The sequence below is a fragment of the Bacillus cereus group sp. BceL062 genome (assembly GCF_051780025.1).
GTDB classification, from domain to species: domain Bacteria; phylum Bacillota; class Bacilli; order Bacillales; family Bacillaceae_G; genus Bacillus_A; species Bacillus_A toyonensis.
The window spans coordinates 1-26,006 of the sequence record NZ_JBPWGY010000024.1 but is presented as its reverse complement, the minus strand read 5'-3'; the positions used below and the strand labels follow the sequence as shown (position 1 = coordinate 26,006).

Here is a 26,006-nt window from a genome sequence, read left to right as displayed (position 1 = left end):
GACAAACGATAAGAACATTATTGATCTTATTTTCCATATTTTTAGGAGGAATTATTATGAAACAATTTTTAAAGCCCAAAAGGTCTCATATGAAAAACGATGCTCAATCCCCACTTACAGAAAATCAAAAAGCATTATGGCTAGCACATCAAATTGATGAAAAAAAAGGTCTATATCATGAACCAGTTTCTATTCAAATCAAAGGAGTGTTAGACGTTCAACAATTACAAAAAGCGTTACAGTATATTGTAAATAAACACGTGGCTTTACAGATGCGTGTTCTCGATACACCAAAGGGTCCTAAACAAATCATACAAGAAGACGTACAGGTAGAAATGACGTGTTACGATTGGTGTACTTATCAGAAGGAAGAGCAAATTTTGATGTTAGACAATGCATTGCAAGAGGCTCTTCATAAAGCATTTGATTTTGCATCAAATGCTTTATTTCGCTTTCAAGTGTTCAAGTTAAAACAAAATGAACACCTGCTCCACATGGTATTTCATCATATTATGTTTGACGGATGGAGCTTAGGTTTATTTTTACAAGACTTAGAAGAGGCGTATGCTTCTAATATAATAGATGAAGAATTGCCTTCTACTAGCGATGTATATCAAAATTTATTACATAAACAGCAGAATTACATTGGAACAGATTCCTATGTTACTAGTGAAACATACTGGCATGAAAAATTAGAGGGGACTCTGCCATGGAGTGAATTTCCTTTAAGCATCCCCAAACCTTTGAAAGGTTCCTATAAGGAAGGAGCTTATCAAACAATACTTAATTATAATCTCAATTGTGCCGTTCAAGATTTCTCCAAAGAACATTATATTAGTAAATATCGCATATTACTGAGTATGTACATTGTTTTATTACATAAAATGACAAACCAAACTGATTTAATAGTAGGAATGCCAATTAATATGAGAGAGAGTAATTCCCAGGAACAAAACGTGTTTGGCTATTTTGTAAATACAATTCCCTTGCGTGTTAAATTCTCAACAGGTAATACTTTTCTAGAACTTGTTCAAAAAATAGATGTTTTGGTACAAGAAGCGCTAGAACATAAACAATATCCTGTTCAGCATATGATAAATCAATTAAGTGCGACAAAAGAACAAATAAACCCAAATCTGTACCCAACTGTGTTTAACATGGTAAAATTACCTTCATTTCACATGAAGGGGTTAGAAACAAAAGTGATTACCCATCAAAAACGAGTAAGCGTATTTGATATGGTATGGCGAATGATGCAAACAGAAGAGGATCAATTACAGCTTGAACTGGACTATAATGCAGCATTCTATACTGAAAAAGATGTTCAAACATTTGTAGAACGATTTCAACATCTTATGCAGACGCTCATTATAAATAAAAATGTACCTTTGCAAGATGTAGATTTACTTTTACCACAAGATTATGCACTTTATCAAAAGACTGATGGAAATCTTGCAAATTCTAATGTCTCGAAAACATTAGATCAGCTTATTGATGAACAAGCAAATAAAACCCCTTCTTGTATTGCAATGACAATGGGAAAACACATTCTTACCTATCAAGAATTACAGGTACAGTCAAGTCAAGTTGCACAGGCTTTATTACAAAAAGGGCTAAAAAAACAAGAGCGTGTAAGTATCCTCATGCATCGAAGTATTGATACCATTGTGGCCATGATAGGCGTGTTAAAAGCAGGGGGTACTTATGTACCAATTGATCCAGATTTCCCAGTTGATCGTATCCATTTCATTTTACAAGATAGTGAATCGACACATATCATTACGGATCAAAAAACGAATCTGCCATACAATTTATCAAATACGTCTATTATCATGTATGAAACACTCTCTAAACAAATAGTAACTGAACAACTACAGAGTAAACACACCCCCTATGATGCGGCATATATTATTTATACTTCTGGTTCAACAGGCACTCCAAAAGGAGTATTGATTTCACATCAAAGTATCCTGCAATTTATCCATTCATTACAAGGAGAGTATAATTTTCTAGAACAACAGGTACATCTACAATTCGCTTCATTTATATTCGACGCATCCGTATGGGAAATCTATGGTAGTTTATTAACGGGCGGGAGATTACATCTATTATCAGATATAGAAAGAAAATCGATTGATCATTTTATAGCAGTTATACATGAGCAAAAAATCCAGTACTGCCTGTTACCCACTGTGTTTTTTCATGCATTAACCCAAGCATCTGCTCAGCAGTTAGAACAGATAGCTTCATTACAATATGTATTTGTGGGTGGAGAAACACTTTTACCAGAAATGGTTCGAAACTGGCAATCTAAAGTAGGTTTACACATTCCAGTTGTGAATGCCTATGGCCCGACAGAAATAACAGTGTGCGCGACTACATATCCAATCACACAACCATTACATGCTAAACAAACGCATATACCTATCGGGAACCCATTATCTCATACAAATATCTATGTCTTAAATGAATATGGCCAACTTTGTCCGCCCTATGTCCCAGGTGAAATTTATATTGGTGGAAATAGTCTAGCGACAAAGTACATTAATCAGCCTGAAAAAACAAAAGAAACATTTGTACAGGTCCATATTCCAAATACCCCTGAAACAAAGATGTATAAAAGTGGAGACCAGGGACGATTGACATATGATGGCCAAATTGAATTTTTAGGGCGCATTGATAAACAAGTGAAAATAAGAGGATATCGGATTGAATTAGAAGAAATTGAAGAACGATTGTTACAACATCCATCTATTCAGCAAGCAGTTGTTACCGTATATAAAAATGAGACTTCTCACCCGCTGTTAATTGCTTTTTATAAAGAAACAGAAAATAAAAATGTGAATATAAATACCAGAGATTTAAAAGAGTTTCTCTCTAAAAATTTACCGTATTTTATGATACCAGATGCTATCCAACATGTAGATATTTTCCCTGTAACACCTAGTGGGAAAATAGACCAGAAATCCTTACTAGCAGTATTCAATGTTACATTGGTAGAACAGGATAAAACATTTGTTTCACCTCATACAGATACAGAAAAACAATTGCAACAAATTTGGGGAGATGTATTACAAAAAGATACTGAAGCCATTAGTATTGAGGAGGACTTTTTCACAATAGGTGGTCATTCATTGCTAACAGTACAACTAATAAATCGGATTGAAACACAATTATATGTGAAACTTACTTTTAAAGATCTATACAAATACCGAACCATTCAAACATGTTCTGCTTATATAGACCAATTAAGACCCATAGAACATAATAATTCAGTTATGAGAGTACCGGATCAAGGAAACTATCCCTTATCTCATGCACAACAACGACTCTGGTTTTTATATAAAAAGCACCCAGAATATCGTACGTATGATATCCCAATTCAAGTGCACATAGAACCAGGAATACAAGCAATCTTATTGAAACAAGCCTTAGAAGAAATGATGAAAAGGCATGATATCTTTCGAACTAGATTTATAGAAAAAGACGGAGAGCCGATGCAGTGTATCCAAGAAGAAATGAATCTTATAGTTGCTGAGGTAGATATACAACACATTGAAAAACAACAACAACAAGAGCAGTATCGTTTGACAACTATACAAGAAATGGATCATACAGGATTTAATTTAGAACAAGGACCTCTCTTACGTTCCATTTTATTTACAGAAAAAATGGAGTGTTCCTGGTTATACATCAATTTCCACCACATTATTATGGATGAATGGAGCTTGCAACGATTTTTACAAGAGCTATTTGCTATTTGTGAGGAGCTATCTGAAAAAAGGATAATTCCACCTACCAAGCCAGCTATTAGGTATATTGATTACGTCGCATGGCAAAACAAACAGCTTGCCGCAGGTACATGGGAACAGGAAAAAGGGTATTGGAAACAGGAATTGCAAGATACACCACCCTCTTTAGCTTTACCATTTGATAACGTTCGTCCTAGTCTAGCATCACATCGTGGTGATATATTCTCTACGAAACTAAATCAGACAGATGTATCAGGATTGAAACAGCTGGCACAGCAAGAGCAAATATCTTTATATATGCTCTTATTCTCTGCGTATATACACTTTTTACAACAGATATCAGGACAACAGGATCTTGTAGTCGGAACACCTGTAACAGGAAGGCAACATGAGGCATTTGAAAATGTCCAAGGATTTTTTGTCAACACTGTGGCCATTCGTGTGCATACAGCAGGTGCTTCTACTATGGAAGCATTGTGTAAAAAAGTAAAAGAAAAATGTTTGTTGGCTTTTCAACATCAAAGCTATCCATTTGATCGAATCATTAAAGATGTAAACCCTGAACGAGGAGAACATGTGAATCCTATTTTCTCAACCATGTTTAGTTATCAACAAAATGCTATACAACAACATCATACATATCGTTACCAAATACAGCCTGTGAGTACAACTATAAGTAAATTCGATTTATCTTTGGCATGTGAAGAAATAGATGGTGAAATACTTCTGCATTTTGAGTATGCTACAGATTTATTTGAAAGAGAAACTATTTCACGATTTATGAAACAATTCGTTCACACATTGCAAGTGATACAAACAAATTTTGCTACACCCTTTGGCCAATTAGATATGTTATCTAAAACAGACCATGTTATGTATCAACAATTGAATGATACCGATTTTCTATTGCCTCCTTATCATTCTATACAAGAACGTTTTTATGAACAGGTGCATGCAAGGCCCGAAGCGGTTGCCATTTCTACGGAAGATAGGGTATATACGTATCATGAAATTAATCAGCGTTCCAACCAAGTTGCACGTGGTCTAATGAAACTTGGTGTACAAAAAGGTGATAGAGTAGCGATTTTCTTGCCTCGAAATGTAGAAAGTATTATAGCTATGCTAGGGATTTTAAAAGCAGGTGGTACATATGTACCAATTGATGTGAAATATCCGTTTGAACGTATACAGTATATTTTACAAGACAGTAAAGCAACTGTGACTATAACAAAAATGGAACTACAAGAAGACTTAGTATCTTATCTAGGACATATCGTTTCGATTGAAGACTTATTCAATTCATCTATGATTCAAGACGTTCTAAACCAAAATATAGTAGAAGATATAGCTTATATGATCTACACATCAGGGTCAACGGGAAAACCAAAAGGAACATTATTAAGGCATAAGGGTGTACTGAATCTAGTTGAATGGCGCTCTCGTACTTTTCAGATAACAGAGAATGATGTATTCTCACAGTTTTATTCACATAGTTTCGATTCATCTGTTTCAGAAATCTTTTCTGCTTTATTAACGGGAGCGAGATTACATCTGCTCAATGAAGAACAACGTTTCTCAACACAAGCATATTGTCATGCTATTTCTACCTACCATATTACCATTTCAGATGTAGCAACAGCCTTTTTTAAACAGCTCGCAGCAGATTTGTCCGCTGCACAATTACAACAACTTCAACCATTGCGTGTACTGAGTATGGGAGGAGAATCTGCATCTGCGGAATCTATTCGAACCTGGCAATCTAAGCTTGGCGATAAGGTATTGCTTGTCAACGAATATGGTCCTACAGAAACAACCGTGAGTTCTTTGTATTATCTAATTTCCCAGCATGCATCTAGTGATATGATCAATGTACCAATTGGAAAACCAATTGCTAATACAAAAATTTATATTTTAAATGAACACATGCAAATGTGTCCTACTGATGTAATCGGAGAATTGTACATCGAAAGTGTGGGAACCGCCATTGGGTACAATAACCAACCGGAGCGTACGAAACAAGCTTTTGTATCGAATCCTTTTTTGAAAGAATCCTCTGCTATTTTATATCGGACAGGAGATCTTGTACGTTTATCTCCAGAGGGATATGTAGAATACATGGGACGACGAGATCGCCAAGTAAAAATAAGAGGATATCGTATTGAGCTAGGTGAAATTGAGGATATCCTTATAAAAGAATCAAGAATTCAACAAGCTGTGGTGCTATTAAACAAAGAAAAACAAGAATTACATGCCTATTTTACAATTCGAGATAAAGCTACCATAGATATAGAAGACGTGTACAATCATGCATCTAGTCTTCTTCCACAATATATGGTACCAACAGGATATGTATGTGTAAATGAACTATTAATCACACCAAATGGTAAAATTGACATATCAAAACTTACGAAACAATATACTGTGCAATATCGAAAACAAAAGAATTTTTTACACCCTATTACGGAAACACAAATCATACTAGCTAAAGTGTGGGAGGAAGTACTTGGGGTGCAACATATCGGATTGCAAGATGACTTTTTTGCACTAGGAGGACATTCTTTAAAAATTATGCCTACTTTAGTTAAACTAAAGCCATATTTTTCGACTTTACATATACAAGATTTTTTCCAGTATCGGACAATCGAAAAATTAGCAGAAAAAATAGAGAATGATCGACAGAAATATATGACGAAAGAAACACCCCCCCAAAAACATAGTAAAAAAAACAATGATTGTATACAGAAACAGCGACCAACGAATTATATGCCTTTACAGATTTCTAAGCAACATCCACAATGTGTTTTACTAACAGGTGTGACTGGGTTTCTTGGCGCTCATATTTTGCAGCAATTATTACATTTACCAAATACAATAGTATATTGTTTGGTTCGTCCACAAAAATCTGTTGCAATTGAAGCAAAAGTTATGGAGAAGATGCAGTTCTATTCTGGTGAACAAATTGTAGAACAAATGAAAGACCGCGTTTATATGATTGAAGGAGATTTGGAAAAAAAACATGTAGGTCTGACTACAGAAATACAAGAAAAATTAGCAAATAAAATTGATACGATTATTCATTGCGGTGGAGATGTCCGACATTATGGAGACAGAGAACATTTTAGAAAGATAAATGTAGAGTCTACTCGCTATTTATTACAAATGAGTAAAAAGGCGGGGGCACGTTTTCATTATATTTCTACAGTGAGTATTTCAGGCCATCGTCCTGATGACCCTACAGAATTTTTGTTTACAGAGCAAGATTTTGACCGGGGACAACAAGTAGAGAATGTATATGTAGAAAGTAAATTTCTCGCCGAAAAGTTAGTGAGAGAAGCAATAAAAAAAGGTGTACCAGCAACGGTATATCGTGTAGGAAATTTAGTAGGTCGTACACAAGATGGTAAATTTCAACAAAATATAGAAGAAAATGCATTTTATCGTTTGATAAAAGCCCTTCTATTATTACAAAAAGCGCCTGACGTCCAAATCAAAATTGATCTGGTACCAGTCAATTTTAGCAGTGAAGCAATTGTGGGATTAGCATGCATAGAGCAAAGCAAAGGAGAAACATTCCACATTTGTAATCCCGTTCAACTAGAGTGGCAACAATTTATTACACACCTACAACAGAGTGGTCATTCGCTTGAATTAATACAATGGGCAGAATTTATGAATCTATTTACAACTCATGGGCTATCTGAGGACCAAAGATATGCGCTAGAATTATTGGTACCTGTATTAGAAGAAACGGAAAAAAATTCAGAAGCTATAATAACTTGTCAACATACACAGCAATTTATAAAAGCGCTGAATATAGTGTGTGAACATCCTAACCAGGAATGGATATCCAAATTAATCTCGTATGGTAAAGAAATTGATTTTTTCCCAACAAAAAGTTTGCCACTATTAATAAAATAACATGCTGAAATAAAATCCTATATCGTTTGAAAGAGTTGGCGCAAGTCAATTTTTTTAAACGATATTTTTGTTAATAAAGGTATACCTTTATTAAGTAGAATAGATTATTTTTAAGTATAATTTACCTATTGTAAAAACAAAAACTAGTAAATAAGAATGTACAATTCAAATTGAAAAGATATATACGAAGTAAAGAACCCTTTTGTGCGAAATATGGACAAAACGGACCTACATGAATATGTTTCTCAATAAGATTGATATATTAATTAGTTATCTACTTTTATATACTAGATTCAGCTTTAAAATATAATAAAAAAGGGAGGAATTAAGTTGGTTAAATTCAAAAGAGTCAAAAAAATAATATTAGCAAGTGTAATTGGAGGAGGTAGCCTTGGCATCATTCCCCTGCAATCTCAAGCTGCTCAAGAGCCAATAGGAGGTGAAAATATACATCAGATTTCATCATATGGTAACAATATCGAGCAAATAAATACCGATAAATTAGCACCGAACACAACAAAATGGAAAATGGACGTTTCTACAGATACATTAGGAATAACTTCAAAAGTTAATGATGTACTTCAAAATACAGTATTTCAAAATATTACAAGAGAACTCACTGATTCAACATTTTCTATTGCAAATAATAGGTATAATGTAATTATGTTTACTTCGCAATCTAATTATGAATATCATTTTCAAGGTACAAAATTCCAAGCAAAAGTAAATTTTAGAGGTAACCAATATGATTTATATGTATTTGAAAATGGTACATTTTATAAAGATAATCCAAATTCGGATAAGCCATGGTCCTGGGGCTATAGAGGATGGACGATAGATCAAAGTGTACCAACATCCTATATACACTTTTATTTACCTTAAAATTATATAAATTCACAGATTTTCCGAACGGGAAAGCCCACTACGATGCGATAGCCCCCCTTTTAGGGGTGGGGATGAGAGTGAGGTCAAATGCGATGTATAGACAAAATACCAAATATACGTTCTGTACAGCAAGTATTTAAAATGGTATCATTTTCATAATAGACAAGTAAAAGTCTCTAAAACAATCTTGTTCTCTGAAAACAGAATACATATGAGGTTGGATTAACAAATTCTTCTACTCCGTAAAATGTATTGAGTCGTCAAGCACAAGACGCTAAAACACATTCGAGAGCTCACAATCTGACTCGTTTGGTAGCAAGAATCCCACTGACGTTAGTCAGCTTGTAGCTTTAGCCGTGGGATTGTCAATATTGCAGTCATTTTAAAATCTCATATTTGTTATTCGTAATTTTTCACTGTTTTTTGAATTTTGGAAGAGCATGATCAATGGGAATACATCCTATCACACGACTATTCTTGCTATGATTTTGCTTGTCCCCCATTACAAACACATGATTTTTAGGTACCTTACATGTATCCTCCATAGAAGGATACATCATTTCCTTGGTATAGGGTTCTGCTAGTTGTTTTCCATTTCGGTATACGTTGTGGCCTTTAATTTCTACTGTATCTCCTGATTTTCCAATGACTCTTTTTACAATAAAAAATTCTGTTTGAGGATCTATAAATAATTCAATTAAATTTGTATTTTGGGTATATTTTCTAGACATAAAAAAATGCTCCCTGTTAGTTATATATCTAACAGGGAGCGTTTCAAATTGTTATTAAGTTTTTCCTATTTACCGTATCATCGTTTTAGGGAAATTCCATATTTATCAAATTCATACTCTTTTCCATTTATAGTTCTCTTGGTGTTGTATACTCGCTCTCCATTTAAAGAAAAATAAAATCAGAATTTTAAATTTTCTGGTTGCTTTGCCATTGCTTGCTTGTTTGTTATTTACAGAAGTTATTGATATTTTTTCATCATAAAATAAATCAATGAAATTACAAATACACAAATCATGGCACCTAGCAAAGCTGGAAGGAAAAAGAATTCTTCCCATACGGGACCAACAGGTCCTAGTAAAGCGCGACCTAGGAAGGCACCAACAAGCCCAATTAAAATATTTCCAATGGTACCACCAGGAATGTGTTTATGAGTGAGCCATCCAGCGATAGTGCCAATAAGCCCACCTAATAGGAGTGTCATGATGATATGCATGAAGTAATGACCTCTTTTCGAGTAAAATGAATACATAAATAATGATGTTCGGAACCCATTTGCCCCATCAAGAAAGATTCTAATGATGCAAATGTGTTCCAATTTTTGAGAGAAGGGGACAAATAATTTATAGTACATTCCAGCTCATATGAGTAAGTGTGTGCCAAGCATAGATTAATCCATTTTATCTGGATTTATTGATTCCGCAGCAAGTTTCATTTGTGTTTGTTGATAAGCTTCTAATTCTTTTTGTAATAATTGAACGCCTTCTGGACTCAATAATAATTTTCCTTTAAAAAAAGAAAGGGGGTAGGTGATTGGTTTTCCCGTTATGAAACAAGAAGGCGTATGTTTTCTCAAAATAAGGTGATTGTGCATGGGATATATATCAATTTTATCCTGATTGTGCATTTGCATCATGGACCGAAGATGTTGCGGGATGATAATTCGTCCATATGCATCTAATTTTTTTGTAAATTTGACTTCGTTCATACGTTAATCCTGCTTTCAATTCTGAATAGAGTATTAAGTTGTAGAGGGACTTACATTAGACGGGTTTTACTAACCCTCGTTGATAATAAGCTGGTTCATTCTTTGATGTAGAAGGGGCATAAGGTTCTAGGAAAGGAGAATATAGGTGGAGATGAAATTTATCATATGGCGAATTGGAAAAGAGGGATAGGAATCGATAGGAAGGGCCATCCAATCCACTAATGTTTTCACTCCATGAAACTAAAGCTAATATGAGTAGTATACGTATAAAGATATTCATGTTGTAGACAATGCTCCTTGTAGATAAACAATATAATAGAAAGTGACGAATTGGGGGAACGCTTCACAAATGGAGTGCACAGCTGAGAGAGACGCCAATATGTGGGGTAGAACAACAATGTCAATTTTGTAAAATGCATAATAAGGAAACCCGTTTCCCTTACGCCTAGTATGCCTTTTTTGATAGATTATATGCATCATTTATGAGAGATTTAAGGAACGGGTAATTAATTATAGATTTGTACAATAAGGAAATTGTAGTGTGGGATACTGGTTCTTTTAACCTTCGATAGAATCGTTACAGGTGTACAATGCCTTGATCTTGTATGTGAACGTGTATAGTGGGACTAAATTTTACTTTCGAATATTGCTGTTTCCAATTTGTATGTTTGAATCGTTGCGGATCTTTCAGCATTAATTCTCTTTGTATTCCAAGGCTGTCACAGTTTTCCTGTTGTAATTTTTGTAGTACCTGTTGTAATTCAGAAGTAAATAAGTGGGATAGTTTTTTTTCTAATGCTTTTTTAGAGTGCATAGAAGTATGGAATGTTTTTTCTAATAGTGCTATTTGCCAATCCATATGCACTTTCGCATGAATATTTTGATGTATGGGGCGTATGTCGATTTGTCTGTCAGACTTCTTAATCAAAAGGGTGACAAAGTCATCCTTTTTCTGATGAGATGACATGTGTATTTTCTTTGTGAATTGCATGTTTTTTACGTCTGGATTTACTACTAATGTATATAATTTTGCTTGCTCTTCTTTTAATATGTTTCCTGTATATTGGTGATGATGAAACATAGCAAGCCCGTTAATGTTTGCCTTTGCTTGTTTCGTATCCACTTCCATATAGGGTAATACAAAATCTTGTTTTGGATTGGATACTTTCGATAGAATACTCTGAATATCTTGTTTTTCAATTAAGCCATTTGTTTCCGCACTTTGAATAATTCTATATATATAATCACTAAACAATTCATCTTTTACCTTTATTTTTTTCATGAAGTTTTTTGCAGAGCCCTTAATGACAATGATGGGGGTGTGTAAGTTACCTTTAGGCTCTAGATAAAAAGAATCTAGGAGAGCACCAATATGTTTGTTTGTCAACGAATCACTCAAAAGAAGAACTCTATTTTTGGCAGTATCCAATAATCCAGATATATTTGCATCTAATTTCGCTTTTCCTTCATTTGGTGTATTAGAAAGGGTTGAAACGATTTGAACAGTGGGCTTACTAATTCCAGTACTCGTGTTTGGAACTCTTGGTAGAAAAAATGTGGTTTGTATTTTTCCATTTGGTTGTCGGTCATAGGCAACAGCCGTCACTAGTGCGACATCTTTCATCAGATGTTGATCCCAACATCCCGAGCAACAAAAAAGAAAAAAACTTAAACTAAGATATTTGAGCAAATTCATCATCTTATTCAATCCTCCTTCTTTTCATGTAGGAAATCACAAGGAGCAGACAGGGCAGGAAAATTGTCATGATAAAGTACATACCAGCCAAAAGATTTGTAAGAAAATGAAGCATGCCTTCTTGTTGTGGTAGCAAACTAAATAGATACATCAGAATGGCAGTTCCAATCGTTATACATGTTCTTCTTTTGATATGCAATAAGGATTGTAGGCTGTAAGAAGTAAGGTATACATATAAAATCAATGATGTTGTTACACATACGATCCAAAGAGATAAGAAAACTAAATCGACTCGGAAAAAGGCTGAGATAGGTAGTGTTTTCAAGAGATATATGATGGGTTCCTTTATATATTGTATTTGAGATGAAGTAAGGTGCAAGAACGAAATCAAAACGACATACACATAAGATATAATAACAAAAAGGTTTGCTAGTAATGCGCTTTTTATTTTTTGTTTTTCAGAGCCTTTTATATATGGATAGAAAAAAAGAAATGCTTCAAATCCAGTAAAAGTTAATATATATTCTTTTGAGGAAAGAAAGATAGAGGAAAAATTAAAAGAAGAAAGGGGTAATAAGTGAGAAAGTGGAAGATTAGTTAAACCAAAATTCAGTAACAAAAATAATACAATTACACATGGAAATGATAAAAGAAGAAAATATCCTATATTTTGTAGTCCTTTCATCGTCGCATAAACAGCTGTTCCAATAAGAAGAAGATGGATAAACCATAAAGGGGTATGAGGTAAAACCCACCCTTTCAAGATGTGGCCGAAATAAAATATAATCATACATCCACTGATGAGAAAATAAAGAATAAACAAAAATGTGACAATTTTCGCCATGCATGGCCCGATTAAAGAAGGGATATATTCAAAAAATGATTGATTTGGAAATTGTCGCCCCAGTAACCAAAATAGAATTGTAACAATTTGAATCAGGATACCAAGTAAGAAAATGAAAAGCCATGCACTTTTTCCGGCTACGGGGTATATGGTATGTGGAAGTGATAGTAATCCTATTCCGATTTGAAATTGAATGAGCATAAAAAAATTTTCCCGAGAAGTAATCTTGTTTGTGTCGTTCGCATTCATCGTGTTTCCTTCCTTACAGTACGGCATGTTTGTTTCTTTTTATTACGAAATAATTTGAGGATAAAAGTGTAGCATCCTTTTTTGAAATCAAAAAGGGCAAACGGTGTAAGATAAGGCTTTCCCATAGAACGTAAGCTACACATATGAATGAGCAGTATCATAAAACCAAAAGTAATACCTGGTAATCCAATAATTGAAGCGGCAAACATGAAGAAAAAACGTACGATTCGAATACTGTTACTCATTTCAGTGGAAGGAACAATAAACGACGCAATGGCTGTTAAAGCGATGACAACAATCATGACATTGGACACTAAACCAGATTTAACAACTGCATCCCCAATTACGAGTCCGCCAACAACACCGATAGTTTGGCTGATAGGGGTCGGTAAGCGAACAGCGGATTCGCGTATGAATTCTAAAATAAATTCCATGAGTAAAGCTTCAATCAAAGGAGGATAAGGAATTCCTTGAATAGAACTTTTGATAGTAAGTATTAAATCGTTAGGTAATATTTCGAAATGAAATCCGATAATCGCTATATACAAGGCAGGCAGAATCAAAGCAATCAAAATGCTGATAAAACGAATGAAACGGAAAAATAATCCCACTAACGTTCTAGCATTATCATCCTCAGGTGATTGATAAAAGGAAAAAAAGGTGATGGGCATAATGAGCGCATTCGGATTATGATCTTCAAATAGGGCGATATGACCTTGTAGTAAGTATTTCATAACTCGATCTGGTCGTTCTGTATTTAACGTTTGAGGGAACGGGGATAAAGAAGAGGATTCTAGAGCTTTTTCTATAGAATCTGAGGGAGCCCTATTCGACTTTGAAAGCGAATTCATTTTAGTTGTTATGGTACGAACGACTTGCGGATCCACACCACCTTTTAGATACAACATCGCAACTTTAGACTTCGATTCTTTTCCGACATCAAAATAAGATACCGTTAGATTTGGATTGATGATTCGATTCCGCATGATATTTACATTTGCATTTAGACTTTCTATAAAACCGTCATGAGAACCACGAATCACTTTTTCTGTTGTAGGTTCCATGATACTTCTTATAGGATTACTTTTTACTTCAAAAGAAAGACAGGTGCTGTTTTTTAGAAAAAAAACAATAGCTGATCCTTGTAATAGGTTCTGAACAGCGTCTTGTATAGTAACTATTGGAGTGTGATCTAATTGGATCTTTTGTTGTATTTGTTGTGAATTCATGTGTCCTTTCATCAATAATAGTGGATTGAATAGTTTTTCTTGTAGAATGTTTTGGTCAATCATTGTTTCTAAATATAGAATGGTTAGTTGTTGGCTATCTGGTATATTTATCGTCTTTATTATTAGATCCTCAGAGTAATTTAAATGCTTTTTAATATGTTGGTAATTCAGTTGGGGATTAGAAAAAAGTGGGAGATTCTTTTGTTCTTTATAAATTGAGGGTTGATGATTGTTCTTTGATGATTTTATACGCAATGTTGTCAATCCTCCAATAAATATTGTGGGGTACTGAGGGGAAGTGTTATAAATTCCATACTATTCAACTTGTTTGATAGGTAGGAGATGAATTAGTTATATGGAATTCAAACTGATGTAGAAATATATATAATATAGCAAATCATGATAAGAAAACGGAGTTGAATAGAAAGAATAAGGCATATAAAACATATAGTTCGATGTGCTTATATATTTATTTTTTATCGTTGTAACAGCTGCCAAGCTTTGAATTGTTCCAATATCATTGCATTGTTGTTTTCCATCATTTTAGCTACTGCTTCAAACAAAGCTTGGTTTTCAAGGAGTTCAATTTGTTTTTCGATGGGAAATCTGAGAAGTATGTCCCGCATTTCTGGGCATTCATATGTGCTGTTCAAAGCATCTTGTACTAATTTTGAACGACGCATGGTATATTCGAGTGAACCTACAGCCTGAAGTGATTGTGCATTTAAACCGAGTACTTGCATGTATTGTCTCTCCTTTTATAAAAAACGGTAAATAGATGTCATCAACATGTGATATAGATCCTTTATATTGTATATTTTTAACAACTTAAATAAGGAAAATGGACCTTGTAGGAATCGAACCTACGACGAAACGGTTATGAGCCATTCGCTCTACCAACTGAGCTAAAGGTCCCTGAAAGATGGAAAGGTCTTCATACGTGTGATGTCTCAGCGGAATAAAAAGTATGCATGTAAAAAATGGTATGAGGTTTTCTGAAAGGGTAAAAAAAGTGAATATTTTTTCGAGGAATATATTTTATATTGAAGATGATGAATGTGCTATAGTAAGACAAAATATGAATAGTGTGCCTGTATTGATAAATGGAGGGAGATGAGTGTTTTGAATCAACTATTTGAGAACGGGATGAAAATCTTTTGATGAGAAGAGTTTATATGGGAGAGAGGGGTTTTGCTTCATTCTTCTTATATAGTATTAAACTTTTTAAGATATTTTATACGTCATAATATTTAATGATTCTAGTACGAATTTTCAAGGGACGCTAAAAGCTGACGAAAATGAAGAAAGATGCAGACAAAGTATCGTAAAAAGAAGTTATTATCAAACAGGAATGAAATATATTTACGTGTTATAAAGCTGAAGGTGAGCAAATTTTTACAGAGTACAGACCATATCTTCATACGAATCGGCCAATTACGTGGGAAGAAAATTTATACTAGAATAAAAAGCTACAATCAGTAAACATGATAAGAGGCAAATACGGTACATTCTCTTTTTTCTGAATCTGATTTATACAGAGCGATTTATGAATCTGAGATGATTTAGGCGTAGAAAGTAAAAATTAGTGAGGCGCGGAAATCATCTACAACGTTCTTAACTCTAGACAAGGGCGAAGTAATATTTTCACTTCCAACATTCCTCCAAATGAATAAATAAAAAGCTTGCTATAACCCATAAAAATCACTTCATATACAATATAATAGAAAAATAAGCCGTTCCCAAGTTCGCGTTAAATTCAATTTTTACACAGACTTATTCACATAATTATATTATGTGGTATGAAATTAAATTTGGATAAAACGATGTAGAAAGTTGAAAAACTACAGATAACTTTATATAAAATAAAATGAATTTAATGCTTTAAGTCATACTGAAAGTACTAAAATTGTTCCAAAGTCGGTATAAAATGGTAAATATTAAGATTTAATAAGATTAATCGAGTATTAGATCCAATAAGTAAAATCATCTCAAATTAAGGTGTACTTTATGTAAAGTTTCTATGATAAACAAATCAGCATCTGATTATTTTTATATAAAGCATGAATTATATATCTTTAAATTAACAAATGAAAATGAATGAACCTGAGATTGAAGTTCCCAGATGCTATATTACATTTCTATAAAATTATATAACTGTTCGTAAAAACGGTATTTCGTGCAAACTTATCGAAATGTAAATTTTGACCCTAACTCCAAATTTTTTCCATTACACAGAATAATACGAAATATTAAGTCTCCACTAATACGAGTACATCTAATAGGTCTGATTCATATCATTGAATTTTAAATTCAAGTATCTTCGTATATAAAATCATATGTATCATTTACTTTTGATTGAAAATGAATAAAGCCATGTCAAGTAAAGATACTTACCAAATAATTAATAAAAACACCAGCTTTTCCATGATCCTACTGAAAAAATAACGTTTATGCTATAGATACACAATCTTCTTTTTTAGTTAAAATTATTTCTATTCGCTATATATTATAAAAACACCCTAAAAGACTCGACATTTTTTTGTCCTTTTTGAAATTTTATAGCAGATAAATATAGGACGGTAAATAATCTGTTTTTTAAAATTAAAAAACTCATCAAATCTAATATATACTATATATATCGTTTTGAGAGTTTTTTAATCTGAAGCCAAACTTAGTACGTCAGGTGTGTATCTGGCGTAAATAATAGAGAAAACTTCCACTTCATATTGACGCATCCCGTTTCAATCATAAAAACTACTAAAACATCATTTGAAAATGAGCTTTTGCTATTAGCACTATACTCTTTTCACATGTAAATTACTGAGTATATAGAATTTATTATTTGTTTTTTAAAATTGTTTATTCATACCATCCCTCGTCTTTGGGGATTAATCTCCAATGTATATCATCATATATATAGCGAGGGTATTTTGTTAAATATTCTGAACTAGTATTAGACCATAACCAAAATTCTTTTTTATCAGCCTGTTTCATAATTCCAGATTTCTTATCAGACGGAAGCATTATTTTAAAATACGGACTATTCATTGACATATGAGTTCCCGGAAGAAAAGTACAATGGCTTGCCCAATCATTATCGTTTAATCGTATCCAACGCTTAGAAGAATCAGTTGATTCTATAGTAAAATATTTAAGTGTGCTAGATTCATCTGCTAATTTAATTTTATTATTATCTCTATACCCCACAGATCCCTCAGCGTAACCTAAAGGTTCTAATTTAATTTTCAAACCATCATACAAAATAGACCTTTTACCCTTGGATGTATTTAACTTTACATACGAGATTCCATAGCTTGACTTCCAATTAACCCCTTGTCCGGGGAAGGCTTTGTTTTGAAGATAATATTCCGTATTATATTTTACCTCTTCTCCCCACCAATCCCTTATAATACCACTTTCAAAATATTTATCGTAAAGAGAGTATACATCTTCTTCATAAAAACACTTGCCAAAAATATTGAAATCTTGTATTTTTATAAAAAAACCAGTTTCTGTACTATTATATTTCATTACTATATTTTCATTTGTGTTCAGATTGGCAACTTGGTTTATCACTTTACTATATTTTTTCTCCCCATCTAAATACATATACATTTTATCTAATCTATTGTGAACAATTACAATATGATGCCAACGATTATCCCTTAGATTAGATGTTATTAACTCCTCTGTATGTTTTCCATCTGTTATTTTCCAAATCAAACTTTCATTTTGTAGAACAAGTGACCATCCTAGTTCTTCAGGTGATTTACTATTTGCAATAATAGTCGCACTCTCTTTTGGAATCTTAGATAGACGCGGGATTCTTATCCAAAATGAGACTGTAAAATCTTGAAGTGGCCCAAATTTTGAAATTGAATTATTTACAATTTCAATACTATCAGTTGTATTCGATGCTATTTTGAGCGCTTTTTCTCCTCTACCACTAGTTATAATATTGCCATAAGTTTTAATATTTTCAAAAGATCCTGTTGCATCAATAACTTTTGATTGATCAACTTTCAAACTTAGTATTGCATTCTTTTGGTTAATAAATGATAATTCATCCATTAACGCCTGTATATTTGGGAATTCCCTCCAATCAAATGATGGCTTCGGATTAACAATGAATTCCTTGTATAATTTTTTGTAATATTTATTGAAAATGTCATTATTAATACTTAATTTGTTTTTCAAATCGGTAAAAATCTCTGTATCAGTTTTGGCCATTTTTGCAATAACCATAGGCAAAATCGTTTTTTCAAAATAATTGACTTGACTAGCTTCAAAAAAATCCCCAACATTTCTTAATGCAAATTGAGCTGATTTATACAAACGCTCTTCAGCCCCGTTTATAACCATTAATAATTCCTGTTTTTCTTTGGTATTTAATTTATCTTGAATCTGATTAAATTGATATTCAATAATTGCTTTGATAGCTTTAATCTGATTTTCTAAGGACTGTTTAACTTGACTTAATCTATGAGCAAATTGTAAATAATAATTCTCCCACCACTGGTATATAGCAAAATTATACATTTCTTCCCATAATTTTTTTCGATTAGCGAGAGCTGTGTTAACAAAATTCTCTATTTTCTTTTCTTCCATGGCTTGAAGATCAGCTGTTATTTTTGCATATATTGCTAACGGAAATGCAAATTCTGGTGCTATTTCAAGTAATACCATGATACCGCCCAATTCTAAAGCACTTTTTAAATTATGATGAAATATAGCCTCATTGGCTAAATTTAGAGCTGGTCCTACCCAAGGGACAATGGAAACTGCATCTGCAATTTTATCATTTAATTCTTTTTTTTCTGCATCAATTGTGAAATCATTAATAACTGTTTTTATCCAAGTTTGAAAATTGAGTTGTATATTAGTTACTTTGTCAATATCCTTTAAATCAGAATTTGCACTTTGAATAACCCGCGGAAAATAACTATAAACTTTTTTCTGATTATTGACGGTTTCATCGAATGAATTTGAAAGAGAAATCCGATCTCTCTTTGTATCAATTTGCGAATCAAACTCTTGTGCCAATAAATAATGATAGCTAGTAGGCTGATCCACATTGATATTGATTGAATTAGTAGAATTATTATGTCTAGGGATTGGAACTAGTTTAATTTGATCACTTTTATCAACTGTAAAATTACGTAAAATAGTTGGTGAAATTGGAAAAGTTTCGTCTTTGAAAAATTCGGTATTTTCATTACTAAAAAAATTAAATTTAGAGCTATTTGTACTTGAATTCATTATATTTGAAAAATCTATATTTTCAAAAAAACTTTTCGGCACTATTTTTCCGCAATCCTCTTTAAATATTGAAGCAGTATATTCTTTTTGTATTAATTCATCAGATATTTTATGACTCCAATGAACATTTATTATTGGTATTTTTTTCGAGGTTAAAAGACTATTTTTATATAATTTTTTCTTTTGTCCGCTACTGAATCCCTCTTCAAATGTGTAATTTTTGTCAAGATCTATTCCATAGTATTCAAGCGCGTCTGATGAATAATGTTTTCTATAGGGAATTCCTATCCTTCCTTCTGAATTTTTGAGTTGTTGACAAAATGATGTTTCTGTAGTGTTTAATAAAGCTCGAACTTTATTCTCAGCAGTTTTTCCGTTCACAGCGGTTTTTTTACCATTCTTCTCTTCAATCCCATACTTAATATTTAGCAAATCATATACTCTACCATGTGAAAAATCCTCTTTTGCTGCTTGAAATAACTCATCACAAGCATTTTTATAATTGTAAATACAAGTATTTTCATAAGCTTTATAATCAGGACTACCTAATTTTATGATTTTTGCATCTCTTCCACCTAACACTAATGTTTCCTCTAAACTTTGGTATATATTATTTTTTTTATCCATGCCTATAACATTTTTAGAAAAACTTACGTTTAACGTTATCTCATCGTTTGTGCTAATTCCATATAATCCGTGTAATGCATGAGTCAATTCGTGAAATAATGATACAGCCGGATCCTGAACAAATTTACCAAATCCAATCTCAATATTAGGGTTAAATTGAATTTCACCATACATCCCTTTTCCATTTGTTGAGCCTGGGAATGCGTTATATTTATTCGATGTTAGATCCAAACCTGGTCCAAAAATCAATATATTTTTCAATTTATACTTCACGTTAGAATCAGATTGAATTTCCATCACTACAGGATCATATTTTCCTTCTTTATTTTTTTCCGGAAAAGGTAGAGCATAAATTAATTTTTTTAAAAATTGTAATCCACTTTCACAATTTTCTATCCTTTTAAAAAGAACAATCATATTTTTTAAAAATTGATTTTTTTGTTCATCTGTAGATAAATAATCCTTATCATATATAGCACCTTCTAAAGTCCCATTTTGATTATTATTTTCTATATCACTCATTTCTCGATAATAACGATAAGGTGCAATCCAAACGTTAGGGATAATTTGAAACATCTTGTAATGCTCTGTAGCCCCTATAAATGGTTTTGCTTCAACCACATTTACATTATCTACTGGATCATTAAACTCAAAATTTTGCACTAAATTCTCCAATACAATCCAACTCCTACCTGATATTAAATTAAACTTTAACCCTCATTACTTTCAATTGCAATTAATGCCCATTGTCTATTATCTAATCGATCTCTCCATTTATTATATTCATTTTGAACATCAGACAAATAAAGACACAATTCTCCATTATCAACAAAGTAATCTAATAATCCAACAAAATTTTGTCCACTATTTGTTAATGGTGCCAATTTTAATAATCCCGCTTCTTTTAAGGTACGATTACATATAACTTGAAATTGCGCTGCATCATTCTGATTTGAAACGTTTTGAATACAGATTTTTTTATTTTTAGAATCGCTATCAAAATAACTTTGGTTAATATCAGATATATTGATTGATATTAAATCTTTGTTCTTAATTTTTTTATTAGTTGGGAATGAGCGATTCAATAATTTTATTCTGGCAGCCTGATCTAATCGTTGTTTATCGTTGAAATTTTTTAATATAGGATATAAATTAGATTGTTGTTTATCAAATTCCATCTGTTTTTTAGGGGTTGCATTATTGATTAAGATATATTCTTTATCGGTAGTCACTACTTCCCCAGACATATCCCTAAGAAAATCATCTACAAAAGAATTAAAATATAGTGATTTTATTTCTTTTAAATTTAAATCTTTTTTGAAAACATCTAGGTTTTCAATCACTAGATATGTTTTTTCACCCTGTCTTTCTTCTTGATTAAGTTGTACTTGCATCGAGTTATTTGTGTGAATATTCCCTAAATTACGCATATCAGTAGTACTATACATATTTCCATCCACATAAATATTTAAATTGCCTAAACGATTATGAGTAAAAGCTAGATGATGCCATTTTCCATCTATAATATTGGAAATTTCCATCTTAATTTTTGTCTTATTATCATCTACTAGAGACCAGATAAGGTCATAATCATTCAAAGATAATGAATACCCGTTCTCTCCATTTTGTGTATTTGTAATTATTTTAGAGGATAATATTCCATCACTTGCAATTTTAATCCATAAAGCTATAGTGAAATCAGATAAAATATTAGCAGCCATATCTTGAATTGGTACTTGAACAGTCCCAGGTGACTCAGCTACAAACTTTATTGCATTATTAGTTCTACCCGAAATGATTTCGCTGTCTCCTGTTGGTCTAATGGTAACAGGGTTTACCGATGAATCAAAAATATTGTTTACATCATCATCTGGAATATTCAAATGAAATAGAGAATCTTGTTTATTATAGAATACATGTGATTGAATCAAATCTTGTATTGTGGGTAAAGTTGTTAAGTCAAAAGGAATTTCTGTAGTTATATTTTCATCAAATTGCTCTGATAACTTTCCTTGCAATGTTTTGTAAAATACATCTAGATTTTTCTTACTCAGATTATCTGCATCTTTCAATTTTGCTAACACTACAGGCAATAAACTATTTTTTAATAATGAAATTGAACAATTTAATATAAATTCTGTTATATTTTCTAATGCTCTTTGGGCGGATTGAAGCATTCGTTCTTTCAAACCAATCATTTCTTTGTTTAGATTTATTTGGGTTTGATAATCCAGTTTCAATGTATTTGCGACATCATCTAAATAACCATAACAATTATTTAATGCACATTGTATTTGGTAATATAAAAAATTTCTCGCTTGATATATAATTTTTCTAAGTGGAAAATTATATGTTGTCCACCACTGATACGATATAATATCATACATTTTCCCCCACTGAGATTCCCGAACCTTCAATATGTTTTCAATAATTTTATCTGGAGATGTGTCTTGCGATATTTTTTTTAAACTTTCAAAATCCAGACTGTTAACCTCAGGAATTACAAATGATGCAATTTCTTGGTGAAGGGAATTATTTATAGATTTTACTAAGCTATCTATTGTTTTTTGCCCTTTTGAATTATCCGAATTTTTAGAACCTGAGTTTATCCAAGGAATAACCCAGGGAGTAATCCAAGGAACAATAAATGATACCCCCTTAACTTCATTAATCACTTGAATTTCTTCAGCGCCTTTAATAAATCTGTCTGCAATTTTTCGTATCTCTGAATAAAATATTGATGTGAATTGAGGTATCGTTTCAAAAAGATTAGGTTTAATTAAAGAATTGGTGGCTTCTATAAAATCAACAAAGGGGCTATAAGCATAATATTTATCTTTATTTTCTATTGCTTCAATGAGAGAATTAGTTAATGTTATTCTTTGAGCACCAGCATTTATAGTATCCGATAGCGTCTTTAAATAATGTTCAGGCAGTGGGCTCTCTGTTATTATATTTTTAGTCCCATTTTGCCCCTGATTTATCATGTCAAAATCCGATATCATTACTTTATGTGATGTATCAAATATGACTGAATTGATGCCATCAATCGAACTAATAAAATCGCTACCATAATATTCTATATTATCTATGCTCTCGATTTCTAATAGCGCAGCACTATCGTTGCTATTTATAATTGAATCAATTGTTGTTTTTGGATAAGAATTTTCTGAGAGGGTGCTAAAATTAAAATCATACAAATCAACACTATACACTCTTTCTTTATCTGTATTATCGCGGTATTTATATTGTAAAGTTTTACTTGGTTTCCCTTTAATTTCTCTAGAAGTTTTTTTAGAATATTGTTCTTTTGGATTCAGTGGCAATCCTTTCTGGATATAATCTTTTGGAAATTGCACTTCATAATACACTAGATTTAAAATATTTTGAAATGATGATATAGATGGAGATGCTATACCTAAATATGCAGCACACTTTTCAACAGTTATGTTCCATAATGCTTGTATATCTACACTATATTTTTTTTGTAAAAACTCATAAAATTCTTGAGGGATCGTTCCATTAGGACTTGTATCGTTTTTTATTTCCCCCTCAATTAAAGAAACTTTGTCTTTGATCAAATCTTTAGTCTTTTGAAAATAATCATACGGCCATTGTGGTAATTTTGCGGCGTATCTATAGTCTAGGCCACCTGCTACTAGTATATCTTCACAAGATCTATAAGAAATGGATGATATCCCTTCCTGTATTACTTCGTATGGTATAGTGTGATTTTCTGGAATTTTAATTCCATATAACATGTGAATTGCATATATCAATTGCTCCCATAAATTTATTGCCGGATCTTGAATATAATCCCGAGCTTGAAAAGTTAGATGTGGGGTAAAGCATATTTCCACAGATGTTCCAATTCCATCTGTAGCATGATTTTTATTGAGAGGTATTGCTTTAAAATCCATCAAGTTTACATCTGGACCATAAATAATAATATTCATTCCTAGCATTTGATTTTGATCAGCATCACGCAAAAAATTTGTTCCATAATAATTTGTTTTTCCTTGATAAGGAAAAGGCACTGCGGCTGTTAATAAAGATAAAAATGTTGCTCCGCTTTCAGTACTGTTTATCCTTTTAAATATCAATATTATATCGTCTAAAAATTTTTGTTGCTCTTCTATGCTCGTCAAATATTCTGGATCATATACTCCGCTAGCCTTCTCATCTCTATCAAGTTTATAACGACTAGGGGCAACCCAAATATTATTGGCAATTTGAAACCCTTTGTACAATTTGGCTGTTTGATCTATCGACTGATTTTTGTCGACACTCCTAGGGGAATTAAACATGATAATATCTTTTCCATTTACAGGACTATTAACCTTGAAGGAATCATTTATTTTCATGGTACTCCATCCTTTCTTAATAAAATTATTACTCCTCTTCCTTTATATTTTTATCTTTTACCCAACATCGTATTGATTATTTTTTAACATCATACTTTAGAAACACCTCCCCTGATATGATTAAGTTAGGTATCTGATAAAGGAATTTTCCAGACACCTAAGGATATTTTATATATTGTAAAATTTAAGTGCTTTACTTCCATCCCATCCATCGGTAAAATGTTTCATTTTGAAAACTCTTCAAGGTTTATTTTCTTTGTCTTTTTTTTGACAAAGCATCAAATATTTTTATCAAATCTCACCCTTGGCTTGTCATAGTTTTCCCTAAGAGTTCTTTGTTTTTGGGATTAATTCTCCATTAATCCTAAGTCCTCCAACAGTTAATTCAATTGATTTAAATTGAAATCCACTACTCTGTGGCCATTTAACATTTTCCATACACTTATTTAGAAATGTATCTAATGTCGGTAAATTTTGAAAAGGATCCTCTTTCTTAAAATCTACCCATTGATCGAGTTTAGCTAAACCCTCTCCGATTCCCCCGCCCAAAGCACCGCCTAATGAAACACCTAACGCCAGTTTCCACCTAGTTTGTATAAATTTCATCACAGGATTGACCTTTTTTTGCCTCGATTGATGAAGTTTGTCTATGATTTCTTCCCATTTGTCGAGTTCTTCGTCTTCGATGCCTTCATCAATTGAATCAGGGAAAGCTTTATCTTTGTTACCATTTTCGCCATTTTCACGAGTTCCACCTCCAGTTATTTCCAATATTTCATCTTCTAATATTTTATCAATAGAATCATTATCACTTAAAGAAACCCATGATCGCGCCCTTATCGTCGCTTCGTTCATTATGTCATAATCTTCATCACTAAGAAATGTAAAATCTTCTCTAATACCAAACCGATTTTTTTGTCCAGTCGTTTCTTCTCTAATAACACTTGAATCCGCTTCGATTAACTCATCTAAAGGAACTGTATCCAGCTTACTAAAAATATTTCTAATGGTCGCAGATCCTGTTTTAATGGCAGTCTCAACTGCTCCGGTAATTATTTTACCTAAACTCTTAAAAACTACCTCGGCGAATCCGCCAATTGCCTCGCCAAACATTCCACCTACAAAACCGCCTAGTATTGAGAATCCGATATCTGCTATGCTTTCCTTTACAAATTCTCTAGTTTGGTAAGCTTTGCTCACTTGAATACTAAGATCACTTTGAAGGCTATTTTTCTTAGGAGTAAATTTTATTTGATTTTTATCTGTTTTACCTATTGTAAAATTTTCCTTGTAATCGAGGGAGTAAGTAATTCCCTCGATTACAGACCATGTTATTTGTTTACAATCAAGAAAAACTAAACCACTCTCTGTATCAATACCCAAATTGAAATTTCCAGATTGAATTGTAGCCGTGCAATCTTTTCCATTTTCATCTTGGAAATTAGCCCATATTAGATCCTTTTTAT

The 26,006-nt window shown here is 32.5% G+C and carries 12 protein-coding genes and 1 tRNA gene; 2 read left to right on the top strand and 11 right to left on the bottom strand.

What is annotated here, in order from left to right; translation table 11 throughout:
* The first annotated feature begins 56 nt into the window (after nt 1-56).
* The gene (locus tag ACS2MN_RS30090; protein ID WP_438894922.1) at nt 57-7,670 is read left to right on the top strand and encodes an amino acid adenylation domain-containing protein; all 7,614 of its coding nucleotides are present in this window, start codon (nt 57-59) and stop codon (nt 7,668-7,670) included.
* A 330-nt stretch (nt 7,671-8,000) separates the two neighbouring features.
* Entirely contained in the window at nt 8,001-8,552 is a 552-nt protein-coding gene (locus ACS2MN_RS30085; RefSeq protein WP_438894921.1) for a hypothetical protein, read from the top strand.
* A 416-nt stretch (nt 8,553-8,968) separates the two neighbouring features.
* On the opposite strand, the gene lepB is transcribed toward ACS2MN_RS30085, so the two are convergent.
* The 11 genes from lepB to ACS2MN_RS30030 form a co-directional block, all read right to left on the bottom strand.
* Entirely contained in the window at nt 8,969-9,310 is a 342-nt protein-coding gene (lepB, locus tag ACS2MN_RS30080) for a signal peptidase I (RefSeq protein ID WP_438894928.1), read from the bottom strand.
* A gap of 215 nt (nt 9,311-9,525) precedes the next feature.
* Complete coding sequence (locus ACS2MN_RS30075; protein ID WP_438894920.1) at nt 9,526-9,780, bottom strand: GlsB/YeaQ/YmgE family stress response membrane protein; 255 nt, start codon at nt 9,778-9,780, stop codon at nt 9,526-9,528.
* Nucleotides 9,781-9,954: 174 nt separating this feature from the next.
* Nucleotides 9,955-10,272 (bottom strand): AbrB/MazE/SpoVT family DNA-binding domain-containing protein, encoded by a 318-nt coding sequence (locus tag ACS2MN_RS30070; RefSeq protein WP_438894919.1) that lies wholly within the window; start codon nt 10,270-10,272, stop codon nt 9,955-9,957.
* A 577-nt stretch (nt 10,273-10,849) separates the two neighbouring features.
* A complete protein-coding gene (locus ACS2MN_RS30065; RefSeq protein ID WP_438894918.1) occupies nt 10,850-11,971 on the bottom strand; it encodes a Ger(x)C family spore germination protein in 1,122 nt (373 codons plus the stop codon).
* 1 nt (nt 11,972) lies between these two features.
* A complete protein-coding gene (locus ACS2MN_RS30060; RefSeq protein ID WP_438894917.1) occupies nt 11,973-13,061 on the bottom strand; it encodes a GerAB/ArcD/ProY family transporter in 1,089 nt (362 codons plus the stop codon).
* Nucleotides 13,058-14,545, bottom strand: a complete 1,488-nt coding sequence (locus tag ACS2MN_RS30055) for a spore germination protein (protein ID WP_438894916.1) — start codon at nt 14,543-14,545, stop codon at nt 13,058-13,060. The genes ACS2MN_RS30060 and ACS2MN_RS30055 overlap by 4 nt, the downstream gene beginning before the upstream one ends.
* 221 nt (nt 14,546-14,766) lie before the next feature.
* Nucleotides 14,767-15,033 carry a hypothetical protein gene (locus ACS2MN_RS30050; RefSeq protein ID WP_438894915.1) on the bottom strand — a complete coding sequence of 89 codons (267 nt, stop codon included), beginning with the start codon at nt 15,031-15,033 and terminating at the stop codon, nt 14,767-14,769.
* Nucleotides 15,034-15,132: 99 nt separating this feature from the next.
* A tRNA-Ile gene (locus ACS2MN_RS30045) sits at nt 15,133-15,205 on the bottom strand.
* 1,944 nt (nt 15,206-17,149) lie between these two features.
* Nucleotides 17,150-20,851 carry a botulinum/tetanus neurotoxin translocation domain-containing protein gene (locus ACS2MN_RS30040; protein ID WP_438894914.1) on the bottom strand — a complete coding sequence of 1,234 codons (3,702 nt, stop codon included), beginning with the start codon at nt 20,849-20,851 and terminating at the stop codon, nt 17,150-17,152.
* A gap of 35 nt (nt 20,852-20,886) precedes the next feature.
* Entirely contained in the window at nt 20,887-24,540 is a 3,654-nt protein-coding gene (locus ACS2MN_RS30035) for a botulinum neurotoxin N-terminal receptor binding domain-containing protein (RefSeq protein WP_438894913.1), read from the bottom strand.
* Between the two features lie 324 nt (nt 24,541-24,864).
* Nucleotides 24,865-26,006 (bottom strand): hypothetical protein (locus tag ACS2MN_RS30030; RefSeq protein WP_438894912.1); only part of this gene is annotated, 1,142 nt, incomplete at its 5' end.